Origin of the sequence: Corynebacterium sp. HMSC22B11 (genome assembly GCF_001815965.1) — a bacterium.
Lineage (GTDB): Bacteria > Actinomycetota > Actinomycetes > Mycobacteriales > Mycobacteriaceae > Corynebacterium.
Genome location: NZ_KV823502.1, coordinates 1 through 22,056, shown reverse-complemented (window position 1 = coordinate 22,056; position 22,056 = coordinate 1). Strand labels below are relative to the sequence as shown.

The window sequence follows — 22,056 nt, the reverse complement described above, 5'->3', positions numbered from 1 at the left end:
TCGTTGCGTGCGGACAAGCTCTAAGCACAGGCTCGCGCGTTAGCGACGCTCGAAGCCGACCGCACCCTTGGGCTCGCCCCACAGCTCGACGACCGTGGTGACCTGACCCGGGCGCTGCGGGTTCGTCAACGCGCCGGGTTGGAGCCGGTCGAGCAATTCTTCGGCCAGGTGTCGCGCCCCCTCCGCGACAACGAGCACCCGCCCGTCCGGGTAGTTGGTAGCCGAGCCTGCCAGCCCCAGGGCCTTGGCCTGGCCGGCGACCCACCAGCGAAAGCCGACGCCCTGGACGTGGCCGTGGCACCAGGCGGTGAGGCGGACCTGTGGTTGCTCAGTCACTTCCGTTTCTCCTTAGCTCGCGGTATTCCGGGCGCAGTCTTCTCGTCGCTTTTAGGTGAACTCGCGCAGGGAGCGGCGCTGGAGCCAACCGCGGCGGGTCGCCGAGTCGGAACCGTCCCAGACCTCGACGTTCTTCGCCTCAGGCAGCATATCCCGGTGGAAGACCGGGTCCAGACCCTGCTTGCGCTGATCGTTGAAGTTCTTCAGCAGCTTGAAGACGATGCCACCCAGCGGGACGATCGCGATGATGTTGATGATCGCCATGGTGCCGGCCATCGTGTCGCCCAGCGCCCACACCAGCGGCAGGGAGCCGAAGGCTCCGAAGAAGACGAAAGCGATCACACCGAGACGGAAGATCGTCATAACCTTCTTCGACTCGGAGAGGTACTCGATATTGGCCTGGGCCAGGTAGACATTGCCGATGACCGAGGAGAAGGCCAGGAAGAAGAGGATGAAGGTAATGAAGTGCGCACCCCACGCGCCAACCGAGTCGGCGAGCGCGGCCTGAGTCAGGGACACGCCCTGAATGTCGTCGCGGCCGTAGGCCACGGCAGGACCCAGCAGCACCACAAAAGCCGTGATGGTACAGACAACGAGGGTATCGAAATACACACCGAGGGTCTGGACGAGACCCTGCTTAACCGGGTGGGAGACGGTCGCGGTCGCGGCGGCGTTCGGCGCGGAGCCCTGGCCTGCCTCGTTGGAGAACAGTCCGCGACGCATGCCGATGCCGAAGGCCATGCCGATGCCCGCGCCCGCGACCTGCTTAATACCGAGGGCGTGGCCGACGATGAGCCCGATCATGCCGGGCACCTCGCCGAGGTTCATGAGCACGACGATGAGGCCCACGATGATGTAGGCCACGGCCATCAGGGGCACGACGATCTGCGTCACGCTGGCGATGCGGGTGACACCACCGAAGATGACGAGCGCGGTCAGGGAGGCGACGACGACCGCGACGATCAGCTTGAGGGTCATGGACTCGCTATTGAAGGACACACCCACCGCGTCGACGATGGAATTCGTCTGAATCGCGTTGTAGACGAAGCCGTAGGTGAAGGACAGCGCTACGGCGAAGATGACGGCGAGCGGCTTCCAGCCTAGGCCGCGGGTCATGTAGAAGGCCGGGCCACCGTGATAATGGCCGTCGGCGTCGCGGGACTTCCACAGCTGAGCCAGGGTGGATTCCACGAAGGCGGTGGCGCCACCGACGATGGCGATCATCCACATCCAGAAGACCGCGCCCGGCCCACCGATGGAGATCGCCAGCGCCACGCCGGCGATGTTGCCGGTCCCCACACGGGAGGCGGCGGAAATCGTGAAGGCCTTGAAGGCCGAGATGCCGACGCGCTCGCCATCCTTGATCTCGTTGCCCTGCTCGTCGCGAGCGACCGGCGGCTTCTCCGCGACGGCTTTCAACATCGCGGGCAGCAGGCGGACCTGGACGAAAAGGGTACGCAAGCCGAAGTAGATGCCCGCGCCGATCAACAGCCACGGGATGATGTTCCAGATGACACCGTTGATCGAGCCATCAACGAGCTCAGTGAGTTTTTCCATAGGGGCATTGTAGAGCTCCGCCACCAATTCTTGGAATAGCCTGCCCGCTACCCAGCCCCGTTCTGAACGCTAGCTGGACTGGCACTGCGGGCAGAAGTGCGAGGAGCGGTTCGTCCACTGCACCCGAACGATCGGTTCCCCGCAGCGGGGGCACGGCTTCCCAGTCCTGCCGTAGGCGTTGAGCGAGCGGGAAAAATAACCGCTCGCGCCGTTGACGTTGACGTAGAGAGAGTCGAAGCTGGTCCCGCCCTGGGCGAGCGCCCGGCGCATCACCGCCTCGGCTTGTTCCAATACAGCCACGGCATCGCGCTGGCGCATACCCCGGGTACGTCGGCCGGGAGCAACGCCTGCTGCCCACAGCGCCTCGTCGGCGTAAATGTTTCCGATGCCGGAGACCAGCGTTTGGTCCAGGAGTGCGCGCTTCACGTCGGTCTTCTTCGCCCGGAGGCGCCGCGCCACGACCACCGGGTCAAAGACCGCCTCGAAGGGGTCAGGGGCGATGTGCGCGACCGGAACCGGCACCCCCGTAAAGCCCCCGTGCGGGTCTGTCACGACGGGTGTGACCTGCCACTGGCCAAAGGTGCGCTGGTCCACGAAACTCAGCACCAGCTCCTTGACCCCCACGTCGACGCGCGCGCGAATCCGGACATGCGTATTAGGCACGGCAGCCTGATCGGCAGCTTCGTGGATCAGCATCTGCCCGCTCATCCCGAGGTGGACGAACAGCGCGTGGCCACTATCCAGCACGAGCCACATGTACTTGCCCCGGCGCTCGATGGTCTGGATGCGGGCGCCGTCCAACAGCGCGACGAGTTCCGCTGCCCCGCCGGGCTGGGCGCGAACCGCGCGGGGGTGACGGACGTCGACGTCGTGAATAACACCACCGCGGAGGTGCTCTTCCAACCCGCGGCGGACGACCTCCACCTCAGGCAGCTCAGGCACGGTTGCCCAGTTCCTCCACCATGGCGCGGGCCGCCTGGTGCTCCGCTTCCTTCTTCGTACGCCCCTGGCCGCGAGTGCGCTCCTTGCCGTCCAGCAGGAGCGTGGCGAAGAAGACCTTGTCGTGCTCCGGCCCGGAGGAGGTGACCTCGTATTCCGGCATCGGCAGATCGTGTTCGCGCAGACGCTCCTGCACGGTGGTCTTCCAGTCCATGGTGAGCCCCACGGTCGGGGCCTTGTCGATCATGGACTTAAACAGCCGCAACACGGTCGCCTTCGCAACAGCGAAGCCGTGCTCCAGGTAGATCGCGCCGAGAATTGCCTCGACGGTGTCCGCGAGGATCGAGTCCTTATCCTGCCCGTCGGTCTTCATCTCGCCGCGGCCGAGCAGGATATATTCCCCCAGCCCGAGGCTGCGGGCCAGCCCCGCGAGCGCATACATGTTCACCACACCCGCGCGCATCTTGGAGATATCGGACTCGCTGCGCTGCGGGAACTGCGTGTACAGCTGCTCGGCGACCGAGAGCCCGAGCACGGCGTCGCCGAGGAACTCGAGACGCTCGTTATTCGGCACGTTGTCGTTCTCGTGCGCGAAGGAACGGTGCGTGAGCGCCAGCCGCAACATCTCATCGGAAAGGTCAATCCCCCAGGCCTGAAGCAGCGGGGCGTGGTCGTGCTTGGAGTATGCGGCGCGAAGTGCTGTCTCGCCGGTGAGCCTACGCTTGCGAGCCATCGTCACCCCCGGCCAGGCGGAACTTGATTGCGGACAGGCCGGCCCAGCGCGGGTCGACCTTCTCCTCTTCCGCTTCTTCCTCGGAAATGCCGTCCGGCTCTGGGACGTTGGTCTCGCACTCGAGCCCGTAATCAGCGCAGACGGGGTTGAACGGGGCGTTGAGCCCGGCCTCGTTGAGCACGGTCTGCGTCAGGTCGATGCGGTCATCCTCAACGAGCGGTGGCAGCTCCTCGGCCTCCTCGTCGGAGTCCTCGTCCTCGGTGGTGATGAAGTCCGCCGAGGTGCCGAAGACCTGGTCGACCTTGATGCTGAGGTCCGTTGTGAAGTGGCGGAGGCAGCGGCCACATTCGACGCTGGCCTGGCCACTAACAGTCCCCTGGGCCATGATGGCCTCGCCCAGGTTGGTGAGGATCAAGTCGATATCAACGCTGGTGCCGGGGGCGATTCCGAACATTTCCCCGCCGAGGTTGTGCGGGGTTTCACCGGTGGTGTGAACGTGCTCCGGGCCACCTTGCTGGCCGAGAATGTCCTGAACATCGAGGATGAAGGGGTTGCTCATACCCCTTTTGTACCCGCTTTAGCCTCCCCGCCGCCATTTGGGACGACGCCCTGTTCGCTTCGTCCCGCGCGTTGAGCCCGAGGTTTAGCCCTCGTAGCTGTGGTCCCCGTAGTTGGAGTCGCTGCGCAGTCCGGAGACGCCAGCCCCCTTGCGCAGTGCGGCGCGGTCGCGGCCCACGCTGCGCAGGGTTGCCGAGAGGGATTCCTCGAACTCCGCGAGGGTGGAATCCACGTAGCGGTCGCACTCGTTGCGCAGGCGGTCGGAGTCCGCGTGGGCGGATTGCACGATGCGCTGGGACTCCGCCTCGGCGTTGCGGACAACCTCGGATTCGGAGACAAGGCGCTGCTGCTCGGCGATGCCCTCGTCCACGGAGCGCTGGTAGGAATCGTTGCCGGCCTTGATGAGGCGGTCGGATTCCGCGGCGGCGCGGGAGGTGACGTGGTCGTATTCGTTGCGGGCCTCGGTAACCAGGCGGTCAGCTTCGTCCTCAGCCTGGGCGACCGTGGTGGTGGCACGCTCTTCGGCGTCGCGCACCATCGCCTCCGCGCGGGCGTGTGCCTCCTCAAGAATCCGGTCGCGCTCGGCTTCAGCGTCGGCGACCATGCCGTCGGCGCGATCCTCAGCGTCGTGGAGGATCTTGTCGCGGTGGTCGAGGACGTCCTGGGCGTCGTCCATCTCGATGGGAATGGCGTTACGCATCTCGTCGAGGATGTCGAGCACCTCGCGGCGCGGCACCATGCAATTGGATGTCATGGGCACGCTATAAGCCTGCTCCACCATGTGCTGGAGATCGTCCATGCCTTGGAAGGTTTTGTACATGCTCACCACTATTCCATGTTCCAGGACATCACTCGCGGAGAAACACACCGGTCACAGGAATTAACAATTTTTTCTTTCGCTGAGGCCGGTGGTCACGGAGCTTTAGGACTCGGCGAACTTCGCCTTCACAGCCTCAGCCACGGGCTCCGGCAGCAGCCCCGAAACGTCCCCGCCGTACTTCGCAACTTCCTTACACAGGGTGGAGGACACGTAACCGTACTCCGGGCTCGTGAGCAGGAAGTAGGTATCCGCCCCCGAGAGTCGCTGGTTCATCTGAGCCATCGGCAGCTCGTACTCGTAGTCCAGGGAGCTGCGCAGGCCCTTGACCAGCGCGGAGATGTTGTTCTCGGTGAGGTAGTCCACCAGCAGGCGGTCCCACGTGTCGATCCGAATGTTCTTCGGACGCCGCTCCTCCGGCAGGTCTGCGATGGCTGCCTCGATGAGCGCCACCCGCTCCTGCTCATTGAACAGCCCGTTCTTGTTGGGGTTATAGGTCACCAACACGATGACCTCATCCCACTGGGCCGCAGCGCGCGTGAAGATGTCGAGGTGACCGTTCGTCACCGGGTCAAAAGATCCTGGGCAGACTACTCGCATGGTGTCTTAGTGTAGCGTCGGCCCCCTCCCCAGGCACCCGGTGCTCCCCTCCCCTTTTATGCAAATTGCTTCAGCCCCGCCAGATCGCCATATCGAAGCGCGCGATGCCAAAGGTGCGCTTCTTCACCTTCTGCCCCGTCGGCTCGAATCCTTCAGGCCATGCGGTCTCCGGGCTCTTGCTGTTTCTTTCGACGACGACAACGGCGTCCTGCGCCAGCGCCGGGATCAGGGCTGCCAGCATGTCCGCCACCGCGTCGTCGGCCAGTTCATAAGGTGGGTCGGCAAGCACCATCGTGTAGTACTGCTTCGGCGCGGTCGCCAGGAAGGTCATGGCTTTGGTGTGAACCACGTGGGTGTTCGGATGCCCCACCGTCGCGATATTCCGTTTGATGGTGCTTACCGCCCCGTCGAGCGCCTCGACGAGCGTGACATCCGCCGCGCCCCGGGAGGCGGCCTCGAGTCCCAATGCCCCGGAGCCGGCATAAAGGTCGAGGACAACCTCCCCGGCTAGCCCGAAGCGGGCCTCCAGGGAGGAGAACAGCCCTTCGCGGGCCCGGTCGGAGGTCGGCCGGGTGACCTGCTTGGGGATCTTGATGCTGCGGCCTCCCGCCTGCCCGGCAATGATGCGGCTCATTAGTCCTTGGCTCTCCTTGTTCCTCTACACACCTGGCACCTACCCACTGACCGCGCTGTATGGCCCTGTGGGCTAGCCGCGCTGGATATACGCCTGGTCTTCCAACTCAATGTCCGCGACGAGCCTCCGGGCTAGTTCTTCCTGCTTAGCCACCAATTCCCGGGCGTAATCCTTGGCCCGCATGATGATCTCACCATCGCTGGCGAGGTTCAGCAGGCTCGCTCGGCGGGAACCGGCCCCGGACTGGTCATCGCCGAGGATATCTCCCTCGGTTCGCTGCTCGAGGTCCAGCTCAGCCAGCGCGAAGCCGTCGGTCGTCGCCGCAACCGCCTCAAGTCTGTCATAGCTGGCAGAACCCGGCAGCGTGGTGGTGTGCAACATGCACCAGCCATCGGCTGAGCCTCGGCCGATGCGGCCACGCAACTGGTGCAGCTGGGAAACACCGAAGTTCTCGGCATCGATGAGCACCATCACCGTCGCGTTCGGGACGTCCACCCCGACCTCGATGACCGTGGTGGCAACCAGCACATCCGTGCGTCCCTCCGCGAAATCCGCCATCGCGGCGGCCTTCCCTTCGGGAGCCATCTTGCCGTGCAGTACATCCACCGTGCAGTGCGCCAACGGGCCCGATGCCAGCTTCTCCGCCCAGGCCAGAACCCCATCCTCGCCCTCGATGCGCGGCACCACGACGAAAGCCTGGTGACCGGCGGCGACGTCCTCGGAAATTCGCTGCCACATGCGATCCACCCACGCGCGGCGACCGGCCTGGACGACGGCGGTGCGCACCTCACCTCGTCCACTCGGCAGCCCAGGCAGGACGATGGGTTCGAGATCACCGAACATCGTCATCGCAACGCTGCGGGGAATCGGCGTGGCCGTCATGACCAGCATGTGCGGAGTCTTGCCTGCCGCGGACTTGTTCTTCAGATAATCGCGCTGCCGCACGCCGAAGCGGTGCTGTTCGTCGACGACCACGAGACCCAGGTTGAAGAACTCCACTGAATCCTGGATCAGCGCGTGCGTGCCCACCACGATGTGGGCCTGGCCGCTGACGATGTCCAGCAGCGATCGGCGACGCACCTCGGAACTCTGGCTGCCGGTGAGCACCGTAATGGTGATCGGTAGCCCCTCGACCAGGCGGGTCAGGGTCTGCGCGTGCTGCACCGCCAGCACCTCCGTCGGGGCAATGAAGGCGCACTGCAGGCCGGCGTCCGCGGCCGCCACCATCGCCAGTGCGGCGATCAGGGTCTTGCCGCTACCGACGTCTCCTTGCAGCATGAGGTTCGCCGGCACCGTGGAATCGAGCGCTTCGGCGACCCGGTCCCACGCGCTCGTCTGCCCCTCGCTCAGCCGGTAGGGCAGGCTGTGGATGAAGGAGGCTAGCAGCTCGGAATGCAGCGCATCCACCCGCGGCGAGGTGCGCCGCGTGGAGTCCGCCGCCCGCAGCGCCATGATGAGTTGCAACTCGAGGGCCTCATTGAACTTCAACCGCTCGATCGCCGCGCCCGGCCCCTCCTCCGGCGGCTGGTGAATGCCGCGCAGGGCGGCGTCGAAACGGATCAGCGGGGCGCCGTCGGCACCGGTCGGCCACGCGGGCACCGAACCGGCGGCAACCTCCCCACCGGTACCGTCCGCGCTCGTCGTTACCGCGGTGGGGTCCGGGAGCATCTCCGGGATCGTCTCGCCCCCTGGTGCCGGCGCGAGCGGCCCGCGGAGTACCTGGTCCACCACCCCGATCAGCTCCGCGGTCGAAGTACCCCGCTTGCGCGGATAACCAGGCAGGTAAGGCATGCGCAGCAGCTCCTCCGCCGCCTCCTGGCTTCCCGCGATAGTGACGATCGTCTTCAGCGAGCCATAAGCCCCGAAGCGCGCGCTGGGGCCCGGGTCGATCGTCACATAACTCGGATTCTTCAGCTGCCACTGGTTGCGGAATGTATCCAGCTTGCCGTGCAGCAGCAGGATCGCGCCGGGCTGGAGTACCCCCAGGTGCATCTTGGGGTTACCGAAGAGCGCGGACTCCATCTGCACGCTGCCATCGGTGAAGCGGAAGCGGATGAAGGTGCGGGGCCCGCGGCCCGAGAAGTTCTCTTTCTGCTCGACCCCCAGGATCTGCGCCACGCAGGTGTACATCTCGCCGGGCACGAGCATGTCCAGCTGGTCCGACGTTCCCAGCCTGGCGTAGCGGGTTGGGAAAGTCAGCAGCACATCCTGAAGGGTCTTCAGGCCAGGCTTATCCGCCAGGTTTTTCGCCCGGTCGGGGGTGGTCGCCGTGGTGAGCGGGCGGGTGTCCTGCCAGCCGAGCATCTACTCGACACCCACCTGAACCGCAGCGCCCAAGCCCCGAGCGCGATGCTCGTGGAATTCCACGCTGGGGTGCTGCTCGCGAGCGCGCTGCACGAAGGCCTCCACGGCCGTAGCCACAGCGGGATCGGAGGTGATGAAGGTGACGAGTTCCCCACCATCGGCCAACAGGTCAGCCACGGTCTGCGGCAGCTGCTCAGGCGGGCCCTGCCACCAACGCTGGGACACACTGGCGTCCAGCATGTCCGCCGTGTTGTCCTCCCAATCGTTCGTCGGATCGAACACCGCGAGCGCGGCCAGGCCCCCGACCAGCGAGTCGGTGTCGATGATGTTGAGCTGGCGGTCACTGCCCTCCCGCTGGGCTACCTCCAGGATGGCGGCGGGGTCTGCCCCATTGGTGAGCACGGCGATATCACCGTCGGGCAGCTGCTCCAGTGCGGTGCGGGTCTGTTCTTCGCTGGCTACCGGGTCGAGGCTGACGGCTCCCACGGCCGCGAAAATATCTTGCTCATCGCCCTCACCGGAATCGCCCACAGCACCTTTCTCGCCCTCGTTGTGGCCGGGCACCAGGGCGATGATGGGCCGGGACGCCCGGCGCGTCGCGGTTGCGAGCCTCCCGGGCTGGCTGGGCAGCACCTCGATGCGTAACTCGGTCACCTGCCCCAGGCCGAATGCCTTTTCGAGCAAGGCACCGGCTTCCAGCGTGTGGACGTGCACCTTCGCCTGCTCCTCGGACACTGGGGCGATAACGATTGAGTCGCCATGGGTGGCGAGTACCTCGCGCAGCGGGTCGACGTCGCCGTGGAAAAAGAAGAGCAACTCCAGTTCGGCGGGAACACCGTGGGATTCGGCGTGCGTACCAGATGCGCTATCGCCCCCGGGTGCCTCGTGCTCCCGTGTGCTGGAGCCTGTCACCGCTGTCCCCTCGGACTTCCCAGTCAGGACGTCCTTCAGCGCTTCGAGCATGAGAATGAACCCTGCCCCGCCGGCATCGTAGACCCCGGCCTCGGCGAGCACCTCGAGCTGGTTGGGGGTATCGAATAGCGCCTCGCGGGCGGCATCGAGCGAAGCGTCGACGATCGCGCTCATCCCCTCGCCCGCCTCATGGGCTGTGCTCGCACCGTTAGCTGCCTGGCGCAGGACGGTGAGAATCGTGCCCTCCACGGGGGCGGCGATGGTGGACTCGGCAAAGCCCACGGCGTCCCGGAGCATCCGAACCAGCGCGGCGGCATCGATCGGCCCCTGGGCGGACGCATCCGCGAGGGCACGGAATACCTGGCTCAGCACCATCCCTGAATTCCCGCGCGCTCCCTTGACCGCGCCCGTGGCCAGCAGCGCGGTGATGGTTGGGAGGTTCGCGTCGGTGGCGTCCTCCGGCTCCGGCAGCGTGCCCTCGTCGACCGCCGACTGGAGTTCCTCGCAAGCGGCGCGGACGGTGTGGGCCATGTTCGACCCGGTGTCGGAGTCCGCGATGGGGAACACGTTGATGCGGTTGATTTCCGCCTGAGACTCCTCGAGCAGCATCGCTGCCCGGTTCACCCAATTGGTGACGGCAAGCGCGGAAATCGTTTCGGACATGCCTGCCAGCTTAACGGTCGAGGCTCCAATCCACGGGATCGGCACCCTGGGCCCGCAGGATTTCATTGGCACGGCTGAAGGGTCGGGAGCCGAAGAATCCGCGGTAGGCAGACAGCGGTGATGGGTGCGGGGACATGATGCAGCGCTCGGGCCCGATGATGCCCGCCAGTTGCTGGGCCTGTTTGCCCCAGAGAATCGCGCAGAAGTGCTCGTTGGCTGCGACCTGGCGGACCGCGGCCTCGGTGATGGCCTCCCAACCCAGGCCCCGGTGGCTATTCGCCTGTCCCGCGAGCACCGTGAGCACCCGGTTGAGCAGCAGCACCCCCTCGTCCAGCCAGGGGCTTAAATCCGCGGTGGTGGGCCGGGGCAGGCCCAGGTCCTCGCTGTATTCCGTGAAGATATTCTGCAGGGACTTCGGGATCTGCGCGCCTTCAGAGGAGAATGCGAGCCCCACCGCGTGCCCAGGGGTGGGATATGGGTCCTGCCCCACGATGAGGCACTTCACCTCAGCCGGGTCGACTTCGAAGGCCCGCAGGATGTATTCCTCCGGTGGGAGGACCTGCTGGCCCGGCGCGTGGGCGGCCTGCGCCTTGTGCAGGGTTTCCGCCAGCCCGGGCAGCTGCCAATTGGGGTGCACGTAGATCATGGTGGGCCTCCTAGCGGGTGTCGTGAGTGGCTTAGAGCGAGGACCAGCCCGCGGTGTAGGCCGGGGTGGCGCGATCGATGGTGACCTTCGGTCCCGAACCGGTTTGCGAGCCCGTGCTTCCGATGCGCCGGAAGCCGGTGGGGATGCGGGCTGCGGTGGTGGCCAGCAGGCTGTGGTCCTCCCCGCCACTTAAGACCCACTTCCACGGGTCCGCCTTCAGGACGCCTGCCGCGTGCTGAAGCATCTCGTCGGGGGCAATGCTGTCTTCTTCGATGTCGATGCTGACCCCGGAGGACGTCGCGATGTGGTTGAGGTCGGAGATCAGCCCGTCGGAGTTATCAGTCATGCTGGCGACCCCGGCTGCCCGGGCGACGGTCCCCTGCCCCGCCACCAGGGTGGGTGCGCAGTGCCAGGTGGCCAGCTCCTGCAGTATCTCGTCGTCCGGGATCGCGGCCCGGCTGCCGTAGTGGCGGAGGATGTCCAGCCCCGCCGCGGAGTGCCCGAGCTTGCCGTGCACGATGACCTGCTGCCCCGGCGCGGCGCGGTTGACCCGCAGGGCGGGTGCGGGGCCGGTGAGCTCGCCCAGTGCGGTGATGGAGATGAGGAGTTCCTTGCCCTGCACGATGTCCCCGCCCACCAGTTCGGCGGCCCAGGGTTCGGCGGTGGCCTCAATTCCCTCGGCGAGTTCGCTGACCCAGCTCAGCGGGGTCTCGCCCGGGATCGCGAGTCCGAGCAGCGCTGCGGTGGGCCTGGCCCCCATGGCCTGGATGTCGGCGAAATTTTGGGTGATGGCTTTCACGCCGACCTCGTAGGCCGTGGAGTATTCGGGCCGGAAGTGGCGCCCGAGGACGAGGATGTCGGTGCAACTCACGTGGCGCGAGTTCGGCGCGGTGGGCCGCAGGATCGCCGCGTCGTCGCCATTGAGCTCGCTGGGTGCCGCGCGCCGAATCGCCTGGATGGTAGCTGCCTCCCCCACCTCGCGCACCGTGGGCCCGGTGTATCGGGACATCCGCCCGCCTCCTTATAAGATGAGTGCCTATGAGCACACAGCGTAATCCACGGGGCGCATCCCCGGCCGCCTCGCAGGACCCAACTACAGGACCTGACGCCCGGAGCCGTGGAGCAGGGGCTCCCCGTTCACTGGTCACGATCAGTCTGATCCTAGCTCTCGTCTTCACCGTCGCGGTGTTGGGGGGAGCCAAGATTCTTTCGGATCGGCAGAAGTATTCGGACGTCTCGGTCGGCGCCGTTGATGCGCCGGATGCGTTGGCTGCGGAGTGCTCCCAGCTGGTGGAGAAGGCCCCGGAGAAGGTCGGTAAGTTCCGGAAGGTGGGCATTCTGGATCCGGTTCCAGACGGCACCGTTGCTTACCGAGACACCAACGGTACCCAGCTGACCGTCCGTTGCGGCGTGACGATGCCGGACCAGTACACCGTCATCAGCCCGGTGTCCGCGGCTGAGGGGGCAAGCTGGTTCATCGCCCAGGACGCCACCCCTGGTTCCACCCTGACCACCTGGTACACGGTGTCCGGGGAGCCGACGGTTGCGGTGACGTCTGAGGCGGACGGCGACCTCATCGAGGACGCGGTCGCGGACCTCTCCCCTGTTCTCGGCGACGTCGCACCGTCTGAGTCCCCCGTGACCCCGGCTGCCCTGCCGCTGGCGGACGAGCCGGTGGCTAAGGACCGCAACAAGCAGACCTGCCGTTCCTTCAAGGAGGCCCTACCCGCGGAGATTGCTGGCTTCCGCCGCCTGAGCAGCGAGGAGCTGGGCGAGCTGATGGAAAACAATGCCACGGCCGTGGCCGGCGAGGACGCGCTGCGGGATCCGAAGCTCTCGGACCTCATCGAGCAGGCCAAGCGCGCCGCAGCAGATTCTCTGGTCGTCTACCAGCCCGAGAAGGATGGCAACGAGCCGGTCGTGGTCCGGTGTGGCGTTGCCTTCCCGGAGTCCTATGAGCGCGGCGAGCGGCTCTCCCAGATCGACGACGTCCCGTGGTTCGACGCCCCTGCTCTCGCGCAGGGTTCGACGATCGGTCACTGGTACGCGATTGGCCACGAGGAGGTCGTCGCCGTCGCGATGCCGCAGTTCAGCAGCGGCGATGTTCTGCCCACGGTGACGAAGGCGATCACCGAGAGCATGTCGAAGCGCGCCGAACGCTCCTAGCACGGGACCTCCCGGCGCGTGGTGAACCCACCCCGGGCTATTCCGGGGCCGCTTCCCCACTCACACGACAACGCCCGCCACGGTTACCGTGGCGGGCGTTATCCGTTGCCTTGGGCGTCGCATTAGTGCCGACGAGCCCCAGCAACCAGGGTGGTCAGCAGGTCGGCGTAGCTCAGACCATCGGCCAGGAACATCTGCGGGTACATGCTGATTGGGGTGAAGCCAGGCATGGTGTTGATCTCATTGAGGATCGGGCCAGCATCGGTGACGAAGAAGTCCACGCGGGCTAGGCCGGTGCAGCCCAGCGCCCGGTAGGTCTCGATCGCGAGCTGCTGCACCCGGCGCGTCGTGGCCTCGTCGAAAGGTGCCGGAATGGTGGCGCTGACGGTGTCGTCGAGGTACTTGGCGTCGAAGCCGTAAAAGCCCTCCTCGCCGGCATCGGTGCCCTGCAGCATGGCTGGGGAGGATGCGACCAGGGTGCCGTCCTCGCGCTCCAGCACGCCACATTCGACCTCGGGGCCGGTGATCATGGCCTCGATGATGACCTTTGGGTCGTGGGAGGCGGCCTCTTCGATGGCTGCGGGCAGGTCCTGCCAGCTGTCCACCTTCGAGATGCCGATGGAGGAACCACCCCGCGCGGGCTTGACGAAGACCGGCAGGCCGAGCAGCTCGCGCTCATCGTTCGTGAGCTCGGTGCGGCCGTGCAGGACGACCTCCGGGCCAGTCGGGATGTTGGCCTCGCGGGCGATCTTCTTGGTGAACTCCTTGTCCATCCCCGCGGCGGAAGCCAGCACCCCGTTGCCGACGTAGCGGGCGCCCAGCAGGTCGAAGAGGCCCTGGATGGTGCCGTCCTCGCCGTTGGTGCCGTGGAGGACGGGGAAAATGACGTCCGCGGTGGCGAAGACATCCCCGGTGCGGTCACCGGTGACGAAACGGAATTCGGTTGCTTCACCGGCGGCGCCGAGCATCGGCTGGATGTGCTCGCCGTGATCGGCGACGGTGGGCAGCTCGCGGCCGGAAGCGCGCAGCTGCGCGGTATCCGTGGTTCCCTGCACCCAGGCTCCCCCGCTCGTGATGCCCACGGGGACGACCGTGAACCGCTCTGGGTCCAGGTTGTCGATGATCGCTCCCGCGGAGATGCAGGACACGGAGTGCTCGGTCGATTGGCCACCGTAAACGACGGCGACGGTGAGTTTTTCAGCTGCAGTCACAGCGCTAACCCTACCCGCTTAAGCCAGCGAATCGCGGTAGCCCACCACGGGGACGGCGCGCCCCTATCACTCAGGCTTGCGGGTGCGGCCAAGCAGCTGGTTGATGATGTCCTTGGGGCTGGCGTCCTCGTAGCAGACCTGCACCACCGCATCCGTGATGGGCATGTCCACCCCGGCCTTGCGCGCCAGCGCCTGAACGGACCGGCAGCTGACCACGCCCTCGGCGACCTGGCCCTTGGTGGCCTCAGCAGCTGCTTCTAGGCCTGCACCCTCGCCAAGGCGCTGGCCGAAGCTGCGGTTGCGGGATAGTGGCGAGGTACACGTGGCAACCAGGTCGCCCATGCCCGCGAGCCCGGCCATGGTGCGCGCGTCCGCGCCGAGCTGGAGGGCCAGCCTGGTGGTCTCGGCAAGCCCGCGGGTGATGACGGTGGCATTGGTATTTGCCCCGAAGCCGCAGCCCGCAGCGATGCCCGCGGCCAGCGCGATGACGTTCTTGGAGGTGCCGGCAATCTCGGCCCCCAGGACGTCCTGGCTGGTGTAGGGGCGGAAATACGGCGCGGCGACGGCGGCTTGGACGAAGCGGGCGCGGTCGTCGTCCTCGCAGGCGATGAGGGTGGCGGCGGGTTGTCCCTGGGCGACTTCCTTAGCGAGGTTCGGGCCGGTGAGCACGGCGACCCGGTCGCTGGTGACCCCGGCGACGTCCGCGATGACCTGGCTCATCCGCATCCCGGTCTCGTACTCGATGCCCTTGGCGAGGCTGATGATCGTGGCATTCGGCTCGATGTGCTCCCGCCAGCTGCTCAGGTTGCCGCGCAGCGTCTGGGAGGGGACGCCGAGCACCACGATCTCCGCACCGTGAAGTGCCGTGGCGGGGTCCGTCGTCGCCGAAAGACCTTCGGGAAGGACCACGTCCCCGAGGTAGGCGCTATTGCGGTGATTGTCGTTAACGTCGGCGGCGACCTCATCTCGGCGAGCCCACAGGGTGACGGGGTTGCCGGAGTCGGCGAAAACCTTCGCCACGGTCGTCCCCCACGAACCGGCCCCCATCACTGCTACCTGCACCATCGTGCGCACACCGCCTAAATTTTACGTCCCGAATGCCTACGTATCTGATCCTGTACGGCCTCGTATAGGATCACTGTTGTTAAGTCAGCTTCCCAATTCTAGTCCCCGGACGGGAGGATTTTCCTCGTGATAACGAACAACGGCGACGGCGACCTATCCACATCCCTGGCGAAGTCCATCAATGGGCGCGGCCACGTGGCGCGCATCGGCTCCCACCCCACCGAGGAGTTCGAGCGCCCGACGTTCGCTGCCGGCGCGGTGCTGTGGCGCCGCAACGAGAAGGGTGAGCTGGAGATCGCGGTGGAGCACCGCCCCCGCTACGACGACTGGACGCTGCCGAAGGGCAAGGTCGACCCGGGCGAGAACCTCGCGGGCACCGCGTTCCGGGAGATCCTGGAGGAGACCGGCTACCGCGTGGAGCTCGGCTGGTTGCTGGGCTACGTCCACTACCCCGTCCGCAAGCGCACGAAAGTGGTTTATTACTGGACCGCGGAAGCCGTGGACGGTTACTTCGAGGGCAACGATGATGTGGACGACGAGGTCGACGAGCTGCGTTGGTTGTCGCCGAAGAAGGCGCGCAAGTCGCTGACCTACCCGCTCGACCAGCAGGTTTTGGACGCCGCTTTGGAGCTGCTGGCCCTGGGGGCGAACCGTCGGGTCCTGCTGACGCGCCACGCCCGTGCGCTGCCACGGCGGACGTGGAGCGGTGATGACGACAAGCGCATTCTGGATAAGCGTGGCCGTCGCCAGTCCGAGATGCTCGTCTCCCAGCTGGGGGCTTATGGGCCATCGGCGGTGTTCTCGGCGCGCCCGGACCGCTGCTTCGACACGGTCTCCCCGCTCTCCCAGGCTTTCGACCTTCCGCTGACGGTGTCCTCGACCTTCTCCGACGATCAGGTCGTGGCGGACGTCCCGGCGGCTGTTGCTGCGCTGAAGGCCACGGTTGAGCAGAGCAAGGTCGCCGCCGTGTCCTCCCAGGGTGCGGCGATTCCGGCAATGCTGGAGCACCTCTTTTCCGAGAGCGGTATCGAGGTCGAGGACGTGCGCGTGAAGAAGGGCAGCGTGTGGGTGCTGCACTTCAAGGATGATCAGCTGCTGGGTGCGGACTACCTGGCTAGCGCGTTGCCGGTGAAGTAATCCGGCTGGCCGGGCGGTAGGCACCCACTGCCAGTGGCCCACCGCCTGCACGGCGAGCCCCCGCCCCTCGATCGGCTCTGTGGCCGACCGGGGCGGGGTCTTTTCAGCTTTGCTGCCACTTAGTCCGCGGTGCGGGCTGGCAGCGTCTTCGGTTTGAAGCTCGGGCGCTGCGACTCGAACTCGGCGATCTGCTCTTCCTTGCGCAGGGTCAGGCCGATGTCATCCAGCCCTTCCATCAGGCGCCAGCGGGTGTAGTCATCCACCTCAATGTTGAAGGTATGGCTGCCCAGGGTCGCGGTGCGGTCCTCGAGGTTTACTGTCATCTCGATGCCGGGGTTCTGCTCGATGAGCTTCCACATCAGCTCGATATCGGACTGCTCGACGATAGCGGCCAGCAGCCCGGCCTTGCTGGAGTTGCCCTTGAAAATATCCGCAAAGCGGGAGGAGAGGACAACGCGGAAACCGTAGTCCATCAGCGCCCAAACGGCGTGCTCACGGGAGGAGCCGGTGCCGAAGTCCGGTCCCGCAACCAGCACGGAGGCGTTCTTAAACGCATCCTGGTTCAGGACGAAGTCCGGGCTCTGACGCCAGCCAGCGAACAGGCCGTCCTCGAAGCCGGTGCGGGTCACGCGCTTCAGGTACACGGCGGGGATGATCTGGTCAGTGTCGACGTTGGAGCGCATCAGGGGCGCTGCGACACCGGTGTGGGTGTGGAACTTTTCCATGGTGTGGCTTCCTTCGTGGGTTCCGTGGGTGAACTTGTGGGTGACGTGTTCGCTTAGAGGTCGGCGGGGCTTGCGAAGGTGCCCTGCACGGCGGTTGCCGCTGCGACCTGCGGGGAGACCAGGTGGGTGCGACCACCCTTGCCCTGGCGGCCCTCGAAGTTGCGGTTGGAGGTCGACGCGGAGCGCTGGCCGGGGGTCAGCTGGTCCGGGTTCATGCCCAGGCACATGGAGCAGCCTGCGGTGCGCCACTCAGCGCCCGCGGCGAGGAAGATCTTGTCCAGGCCTTCCTGCTCTGCCTGCTGCTTCACGCGCGTGGACGACGGGACGACGAGCATCTGAACGCTATCGGCAACCTTCCGGCCGTCCAGCACCTCGGCGGCGGCGCGCAGGTCCTCGATGCGGGCGTTGGTGCAGGATCCCAGGAAGACCACGTCCACCGGGATGTCGCGCAGCGGGGTGCCTGGGGTCAGGTCCATGTACTCCAGGGCGCTCTCGGCGGCGGCGCGGTCGGTGTCGTTGGTGAAGTCCTCCGGTGCGGGCACGGTCGCGCCCAGCGGCAGGCCCTGGCCCGGGTTGGTTCCCCAGGTGATGAACGGGGTGAGGCTGGAGCCGTCGATGTGGACGACCGTGTCGAACTCCGCACCCTCATCGGTGCGCAGGGACTTCCAATACTCGACGGCGTCCTCCCAGTCCTGGCCCTGCGGGGCGTGCGGGCGACCCTCGAGGTAGTCGAAGGTGGTCTGGTCGGGAGCAACCATGCCGGCCCGCGCACCGGCCTCGATGGACATGTTGCAGATGGTCATGCGGGCTTCCATCGACAGCTTCTCGATGGCCTCGCCGCGGTATTCAATGATGTGACCTTGGCCGCCGCCGGTGCCGATCTTCGCGATGATGGCGAGGATCAGGTCCTTGGCGGAGACCCCCGGCTGCAGCTCGCCGCTGACCTCGATGGCCATGGTCTTGAAGGGCTTCAGCGGCAGGGTCTGGGTGGCCAGCACGTGCTCGACCTCGGAGGTGCCGATGCCCATGGCGATGGAGCCGAAGGCACCGTGGGTGGAGGTGTGGGAGTCACCGCACACCACCGTCATGCCGGGCTGAGTCAGGCCAAGCTGCGGGCCGACGGTGTGGACGATGCCCTGGTCAATGTCGCCCATGGAGTGCAGGCGGATGCCGAACTCCTCGGCATTCTTGCGCAGGGTCGAGACCTGCAGGCGAGAAGTCTGATCTTCGATATCCAGCAGGTTGCCACCGACGACGCCGGTCGTGGGGACGTTGTGGTCCTCGGTTGCGATGGTCAGGTCGGGACGACGGACGGGCCGACCTGCCTGGCGCAGCCCGTCGAAGGCCTGCGGCGAGGTGACCTCGTGGACGAGGTGGAGGTCGATGTACAGCAGGTCCGGGTCGCCGTCCGATCCACTGGCGACGAGGTGGTCGCGCCAGACCTTCTCGGCGAGCGTCAGCGGCTTTTCTGTTGCGCCGCGGGTGGTATTAGTTGTGGTGTTCACTACGCTCTCCTCATTTCCAGAATCTTGCGAACCTCGGGAGTCATCCGAAAAGTTCGCCAGTTCCACTTGATGGAATGTATAGTATCAAATCATGGGATATACATCGGAGCGAAACACCAACTCGGCACCACAGCCACCCCAGTTGGGGGTCGACCCCGGACACGCGCAGTCCGCCGCCGAGAAACCGGACATCCCGGCGATCAGCGGCATCCAGGTCCTCGACCGCGCGGTCTACATCCTCTCCATCATCGCTGCCCGCCCGCACAACCTCTCGGAGGTCTGTGAGGAAACCGGCCTGCCACGAGCGACCGCCCACCGAATCTCCGTGGCGCTGGAGAAGCACCGGCTGATTGAACGCCAGGCTGACGGCCAGTGGACAGCCGGCCCCGCACTCGCCGAGCTCGCCCCACGCACCAGCCCGCGACTGGAGGAAGCAGCCGAGCACCTCCTACCGAAGCTCGTGGAGCAGACCAAGGAATCCGTCCAGGTCTACCAGCTCTCCGGCTTCGAGCGGCTCTGCGTCGCCAACGCAGAACCTGCCACCGGACTTCGCGACACGGTACCTCGCAACACCAGGATGACGCTCAACGCTGGCTCCGCCGCCCGCGTCCTGGTTGCCTGGGCGCCCATCTCGCTGCAGCAGGCGGTGCTCCCCACCGCCGCGTACAGCGCCGCGGAGCTGGAACGCGTACGTCAGACCCAGATCTCCGAATCCGTTGCAGAACGCGACGCCAGCCTGGCTTCCGCCTCCGTCCCGATTTTCGACTCGACCGGCACGATGGTAGCTGCACTATCCGTCTCCGGGCCCGTCGCCCGCATGGGTGACTCCCCTGCTGAGAAGTTCGGGGACGCGCTGCGGCAAACGGCAAAGGAAATCGAGATTCACCTCTAGGGCTTTTGGGGGTCTACGATCATCGTCAGAACATGAAAGTTTTGACCAGAAAGTTCGCCCCATGTCCAGCTCACAAGGCACCGGCAGTGCTGCTGTAACCACAGGTTCTGCAGCGCCTCGCCGTTCCCCCGTCAAAGAGTTCACCTTCCGTGCGGTGCTCCTCGGCGGCATCATCACGCTCGTCTTCACGGCAGCCAACGTCTACCTCGGACTGCGCGTCGGCCTGACGTTCGCCACCTCGATCCCCGCGGCCGTGATCTCCATGGCTATTCTGCGCAATTTCCAGGATCACACCATCCAGGAAAACAACATCGTGCAGACCATCGCATCGGCGGCAGGCACACTTTCGGCGATCATCTTCGTCCTCCCCGGCCTGATCATGGTCGGCTGGTGGCAGGGCTTCCCTTACTGGACCACCGCCGGCGTGGTTGCCATCGGCGGCATCCTCGGCGTGACCTTCTCCATCCCGCTGCGCAGGGCACTCGTCACGGGCTCGGACCTCCCCTTCCCCGAAGGCGTGGCTGCCGCTGAGGTACTCAAGGTCGGCGACACCCAGAACCAGGATTCCGCTGAGGAAAACAAGACGGGGCTGCATCTGATCATCCTTGGCTCCATCGCATCCGCGGTGATGTCCATCATCACCGCCATGAAGCTCGCGGCCTCCTCAGTGTCCTCCTACTTCCGCCTCGGCCCTGGCGCCACGATGATGGGTGGCTCGCTCTCGCTGGCACTCATCGGCGTCGGTCACCTCGTTGGCATGTCCGTCGGTATCGCCATGATCGTTGGTTTGATCATCTCCTACGGGGTGCTCATGCCGCTGCGAACTTCGGGCCTCATCCCAGCCGAGGGCGACATTTCCGAGATTGTCTCGGCAACCTTCTCTTCCGAAGTGCGCTTCATCGGCGCAGGCACCATGGCCATTGCCGCGGTGTGGACCCTCCTGAAGATCATCGGCCCCATCATCCGTGGCATCAAGGAGGCTCTTGCCTCCTCTCGCGCCCGCCACGACGGCCAAGCTGTGGACCTCACTGAGAAGGACATCCCGTTCCCCATCGTCGCCGGAGTCACGCTGGCGTCGATGCTGCCGGTAGGCCTGCTCCTGTGGCTCTTCGTGAAGGACACCACCATCACGCACCACATGACCGGCCTGATCGCCCTGTCGATTATCTACACCCTCCTGGTGGGGCTCATCGTCGCGTCGATCTGTGGCTACATGGCAGGACTCATCGGATCCTCGAACTCCCCCATCTCGGGCGTCGGCATCATCGTCGTGCTATCCGCTGCCTTGCTGATCAAGGTCGTCGTGGGCGGGGAGGCCGACTCCACCGCACTCGTCGCCTACACCCTGTTCACCGCGTCGGTGGTCTTCGGCATCGCAACGATTTCCAATGACAACCTCCAGGACCTCAAGACCGGCCAGCTGGTCGACGCCACCCCATGGAAGCAGCAGGTGGCCCTCATCTTCGGTGTCATCTTCGGTTCTGCGATTATCCCGCCGATCATGGAGCTCATGCGCAAGGGCTTCGGCTTCGCTGGCGCTCCGGGGGCCGGCCCCGACGCTCTCGCAGCACCGCAGGCTGCACTGCTGAGCTCCGTCGCCGAGGGCATCTTCGGCGACTCCCTGGATTGGGGCCTCATCGGCCTGGGCGCGGCCATCGGCGCCGTGGTGATCGTCATCAACGAGGTACTGAGCAAGTCCTCCCGCTACGCCCTGCCACCACTGGCGGTGGGCATGGGCATGTACCTGCCGGCGTCCCTCACGCTGATCATCCCCATCGGAGCAGCCCTGGGTTACGTGTACAACAAGTGGGCTGACAAGCAGGCCAATCCGCAGCGCAGCAAGCGCATGGGCGTCCTCATGGCCACCGGCCTGATCGTCGGCGAGTCGCTCTTCGGCGTCATCAACGCTGGCATCATCGCGGCGACCTCCAACGGCGACGCCCTGGCCGTGGTCGGCGAGAGCTTCGCCGGCCCTGCGCAGTGGATCGGCATCATCGCCTTCGTCGGGCTCTCTGCCCTGGTCTACTCCCGCCTCAAGAAGGTTGACCAGACACCGGCTTAAAGCCCTCCCCTTGTCCCGTTCCGCCCCGCTGCACAGCAGCGGGGCGGAATCTTTAGCGCCAGTGTGATCAACGGCTAACGGGGGCTGAGCCTAGGAAACGCGAAACCTCCCACCACATGAACTAGCCCCCGAAAGTTGGACTGGTTTAATTCTAGGCGGTGAGGGGTTCAAGGGTCTGATTCCGATATTGCATCGGGGTCAGGCCCTTGAGTCGTTGTTGGACGCGTTCGGTGTTGTACCACCCGATGTACTCGTCGATCGCTTGGTTGAACTCTGCGACCGTGTCGAAGACTTCACCGTGGTACATCTCTGTCTTCAAGTGTCCAAAGAAGTTCTCCATGACCGCGTTGTCGTAGCAGTTGGCTTTACGCGACATCGACTGCACACCACCGTTGTTGTCGATCAGGTCACGCCAGGAGGCATGCTGGTACTGGAAGCCTTGATCGGTGTGCATCATCCACCCGGGTTCAGGTGCACACGCTGCGATTGCCTTGGACAAAGAATCGGCGGTCAACGCTGTCGACGGCGATGTAGCAACGGTGTGAGCGACGATGGAGCGATCGAACAAGTCCATCACCGGTGACAAATACACCT

At 65.6% G+C, this 22,056-nt stretch carries 21 protein-coding genes; 4 read left to right on the top strand and 17 right to left on the bottom strand.

Annotation, left to right across the window (positions count from 1 at the left end; all coding sequences use genetic code 11):
• Positions 1-39: 39 nt before the first annotated feature.
• From HMPREF3088_RS05745 to HMPREF3088_RS05690, 12 genes are all read right to left on the bottom strand, one after another.
• A complete protein-coding gene (locus HMPREF3088_RS05745) occupies positions 40-336 on the bottom strand; it encodes an acylphosphatase (protein ID WP_015381516.1) in 297 nt (98 codons plus the stop codon).
• A 51-nt stretch (positions 337-387) separates the two neighbouring features.
• Positions 388-1,893 (bottom strand): alanine/glycine:cation symporter family protein, encoded by a 1,506-nt coding sequence (locus tag HMPREF3088_RS05740; protein WP_070758836.1) that lies wholly within the window; start codon positions 1,891-1,893, stop codon positions 388-390.
• A 69-nt stretch (positions 1,894-1,962) separates the two neighbouring features.
• On the bottom strand, positions 1,963-2,835 hold the full coding sequence (gene mutM, locus HMPREF3088_RS05735) for a bifunctional DNA-formamidopyrimidine glycosylase/DNA-(apurinic or apyrimidinic site) lyase (RefSeq protein ID WP_070758835.1): 873 nt from the start codon (positions 2,833-2,835) through the stop codon (positions 1,963-1,965).
• Positions 2,828-3,565, bottom strand: a complete 738-nt coding sequence (rnc, locus tag HMPREF3088_RS05730) for a ribonuclease III (protein ID WP_070758834.1) — start codon at positions 3,563-3,565, stop codon at positions 2,828-2,830. The genes mutM and rnc overlap by 8 nt, the downstream gene beginning before the upstream one ends.
• Entirely contained in the window at positions 3,549-4,124 is a 576-nt protein-coding gene (locus HMPREF3088_RS05725) for a YceD family protein (RefSeq protein WP_070758833.1), read from the bottom strand. Before HMPREF3088_RS05725 ends, rnc begins: the two co-directional genes overlap by 17 nt.
• Positions 4,125-4,208: 84 nt before the next feature.
• Positions 4,209-4,943, bottom strand: coding sequence for an ATP synthase F0 subunit B (locus tag HMPREF3088_RS05720; protein WP_070758832.1), 735 nt, complete (start codon positions 4,941-4,943; stop codon positions 4,209-4,211).
• 102 nt (positions 4,944-5,045) lie between these two features.
• Entirely contained in the window at positions 5,046-5,540 is a 495-nt protein-coding gene (gene coaD, locus HMPREF3088_RS05715; RefSeq protein ID WP_070758831.1) for a pantetheine-phosphate adenylyltransferase, read from the bottom strand.
• Positions 5,541-5,610: 70 nt separating this feature from the next.
• Complete coding sequence (locus HMPREF3088_RS05710; RefSeq protein ID WP_070758830.1) at positions 5,611-6,174, bottom strand: RsmD family RNA methyltransferase; 564 nt, start codon at positions 6,172-6,174, stop codon at positions 5,611-5,613.
• Between the two features lie 72 nt (positions 6,175-6,246).
• The gene (locus HMPREF3088_RS05705; protein ID WP_070758829.1) at positions 6,247-8,478 is read right to left on the bottom strand and encodes an ATP-dependent DNA helicase RecG; all 2,232 of its coding nucleotides are present in this window, start codon (positions 8,476-8,478) and stop codon (positions 6,247-6,249) included.
• Positions 8,479-10,053 (bottom strand): DAK2 domain-containing protein, encoded by a 1,575-nt coding sequence (locus tag HMPREF3088_RS05700; protein ID WP_246818070.1) that lies wholly within the window; start codon positions 10,051-10,053, stop codon positions 8,479-8,481.
• A gap of 10 nt (positions 10,054-10,063) precedes the next feature.
• Complete coding sequence (locus HMPREF3088_RS05695; protein WP_070758827.1) at positions 10,064-10,699, bottom strand: uracil-DNA glycosylase; 636 nt, start codon at positions 10,697-10,699, stop codon at positions 10,064-10,066.
• Between the two features lie 31 nt (positions 10,700-10,730).
• On the bottom strand, positions 10,731-11,708 hold the full coding sequence (locus HMPREF3088_RS05690; RefSeq protein WP_070758826.1) for a thiamine-phosphate kinase: 978 nt from the start codon (positions 11,706-11,708) through the stop codon (positions 10,731-10,733).
• Between the two features lie 29 nt (positions 11,709-11,737).
• On the opposite strand from HMPREF3088_RS05690, the gene HMPREF3088_RS05685 reads away from it, so the two are divergent.
• Entirely contained in the window at positions 11,738-12,865 is a 1,128-nt protein-coding gene (locus tag HMPREF3088_RS05685; RefSeq protein WP_070758825.1) for a DUF3515 family protein, read from the top strand.
• Between the two features lie 122 nt (positions 12,866-12,987).
• Here the strand turns inward: HMPREF3088_RS05685 and HMPREF3088_RS05680 are convergent, their stop codons facing one another.
• The gene (locus HMPREF3088_RS05680) at positions 12,988-14,076 is read right to left on the bottom strand and encodes a D-alanine--D-alanine ligase family protein (protein ID WP_070758824.1); all 1,089 of its coding nucleotides are present in this window, start codon (positions 14,074-14,076) and stop codon (positions 12,988-12,990) included.
• Positions 14,077-14,142: 66 nt separating this feature from the next.
• Positions 14,143-15,141, bottom strand: a complete 999-nt coding sequence (locus HMPREF3088_RS05675) for an NAD(P)H-dependent glycerol-3-phosphate dehydrogenase (protein WP_070758874.1) — start codon at positions 15,139-15,141, stop codon at positions 14,143-14,145.
• A gap of 126 nt (positions 15,142-15,267) precedes the next feature.
• Here HMPREF3088_RS05675 and HMPREF3088_RS05670 point away from each other — a divergent pair, with 126 nt between their 5' ends.
• The gene (locus HMPREF3088_RS05670; protein ID WP_070758823.1) at positions 15,268-16,278 is read left to right on the top strand and encodes an NUDIX hydrolase; all 1,011 of its coding nucleotides are present in this window, start codon (positions 15,268-15,270) and stop codon (positions 16,276-16,278) included.
• A gap of 119 nt (positions 16,279-16,397) precedes the next feature.
• On the opposite strand, the gene leuD is transcribed toward HMPREF3088_RS05670, so the two are convergent.
• Both leuD and leuC read right to left on the bottom strand, forming a co-directional pair.
• Positions 16,398-17,003 (bottom strand): 3-isopropylmalate dehydratase small subunit, encoded by a 606-nt coding sequence (leuD, locus tag HMPREF3088_RS05665; RefSeq protein WP_070758822.1) that lies wholly within the window; start codon positions 17,001-17,003, stop codon positions 16,398-16,400.
• Positions 17,004-17,056: 53 nt separating this feature from the next.
• On the bottom strand, positions 17,057-18,508 hold the full coding sequence (gene leuC, locus HMPREF3088_RS05660) for a 3-isopropylmalate dehydratase large subunit (protein WP_070758821.1): 1,452 nt from the start codon (positions 18,506-18,508) through the stop codon (positions 17,057-17,059).
• Between the two features lie 91 nt (positions 18,509-18,599).
• Between leuC and HMPREF3088_RS05655 the strand changes: the two genes are divergently transcribed.
• Entirely contained in the window at positions 18,600-19,400 is an 801-nt protein-coding gene (locus HMPREF3088_RS05655) for an IclR family transcriptional regulator (RefSeq protein WP_210401493.1), read from the top strand.
• A gap of 61 nt (positions 19,401-19,461) precedes the next feature.
• The gene (locus tag HMPREF3088_RS05650; protein ID WP_083317338.1) at positions 19,462-21,462 is read left to right on the top strand and encodes an OPT family oligopeptide transporter; all 2,001 of its coding nucleotides are present in this window, start codon (positions 19,462-19,464) and stop codon (positions 21,460-21,462) included.
• Between the two features lie 151 nt (positions 21,463-21,613).
• On the opposite strand, the gene HMPREF3088_RS05645 is transcribed toward HMPREF3088_RS05650, so the two are convergent.
• Positions 21,614-22,056 (bottom strand): IS3 family transposase (locus HMPREF3088_RS05645; RefSeq protein WP_141759445.1); only part of this gene is annotated, 443 nt, incomplete at its 5' end.

Excerpts from the sequence above, each read along its gene's own strand:
- HMPREF3088_RS05740 (WP_070758836.1), bottom strand. The coding sequence starts at position 1,893 with ATGGAAAAACTCACTGAGCTCGTTGATGGCTCGATCAACGGTGTCATC.
- rnc (WP_070758834.1), bottom strand. The coding sequence starts at position 3,565 with ATGGCTCGCAAGCGTAGGCTCACCGGCGAGACAGCACTTCGCGCCGCA.
- HMPREF3088_RS05725 (WP_070758833.1), bottom strand. The coding sequence starts at position 4,124 with ATGAGCAACCCCTTCATCCTCGATGTTCAGGACATTCTCGGCCAGCAA.
- HMPREF3088_RS05720 (WP_070758832.1), bottom strand. The coding sequence starts at position 4,943 with ATGTACAAAACCTTCCAAGGCATGGACGATCTCCAGCACATGGTGGAG.
- coaD (WP_070758831.1), bottom strand. The coding sequence starts at position 5,540 with ATGCGAGTAGTCTGCCCAGGATCTTTTGACCCGGTGACGAACGGTCAC.
- HMPREF3088_RS05710 (WP_070758830.1), bottom strand. The coding sequence starts at position 6,174 with ATGAGCCGCATCATTGCCGGGCAGGCGGGAGGCCGCAGCATCAAGATC.
- HMPREF3088_RS05705 (WP_070758829.1), bottom strand. The coding sequence starts at position 8,478 with ATGCTCGGCTGGCAGGACACCCGCCCGCTCACCACGGCGACCACCCCC.
- HMPREF3088_RS05700 (WP_246818070.1), bottom strand. The coding sequence starts at position 10,053 with ATGTCCGAAACGATTTCCGCGCTTGCCGTCACCAATTGGGTGAACCGG.
- HMPREF3088_RS05695 (WP_070758827.1), bottom strand. The coding sequence starts at position 10,699 with ATGATCTACGTGCACCCCAATTGGCAGCTGCCCGGGCTGGCGGAAACC.
- HMPREF3088_RS05690 (WP_070758826.1), bottom strand. The coding sequence starts at position 11,708 with ATGTCCCGATACACCGGGCCCACGGTGCGCGAGGTGGGGGAGGCAGCT.
- HMPREF3088_RS05685 (WP_070758825.1), top strand. The coding sequence starts at position 11,738 with ATGAGCACACAGCGTAATCCACGGGGCGCATCCCCGGCCGCCTCGCAG.
- HMPREF3088_RS05675 (WP_070758874.1), bottom strand. The coding sequence starts at position 15,141 with ATGGTGCAGGTAGCAGTGATGGGGGCCGGTTCGTGGGGGACGACCGTG.
- leuD (WP_070758822.1), bottom strand. The coding sequence starts at position 17,003 with ATGGAAAAGTTCCACACCCACACCGGTGTCGCAGCGCCCCTGATGCGC.
- HMPREF3088_RS05655 (WP_210401493.1), top strand. The coding sequence starts at position 18,600 with ATGGGATATACATCGGAGCGAAACACCAACTCGGCACCACAGCCACCC.
- HMPREF3088_RS05650 (WP_083317338.1), top strand. The coding sequence starts at position 19,462 with ATGTCCAGCTCACAAGGCACCGGCAGTGCTGCTGTAACCACAGGTTCT.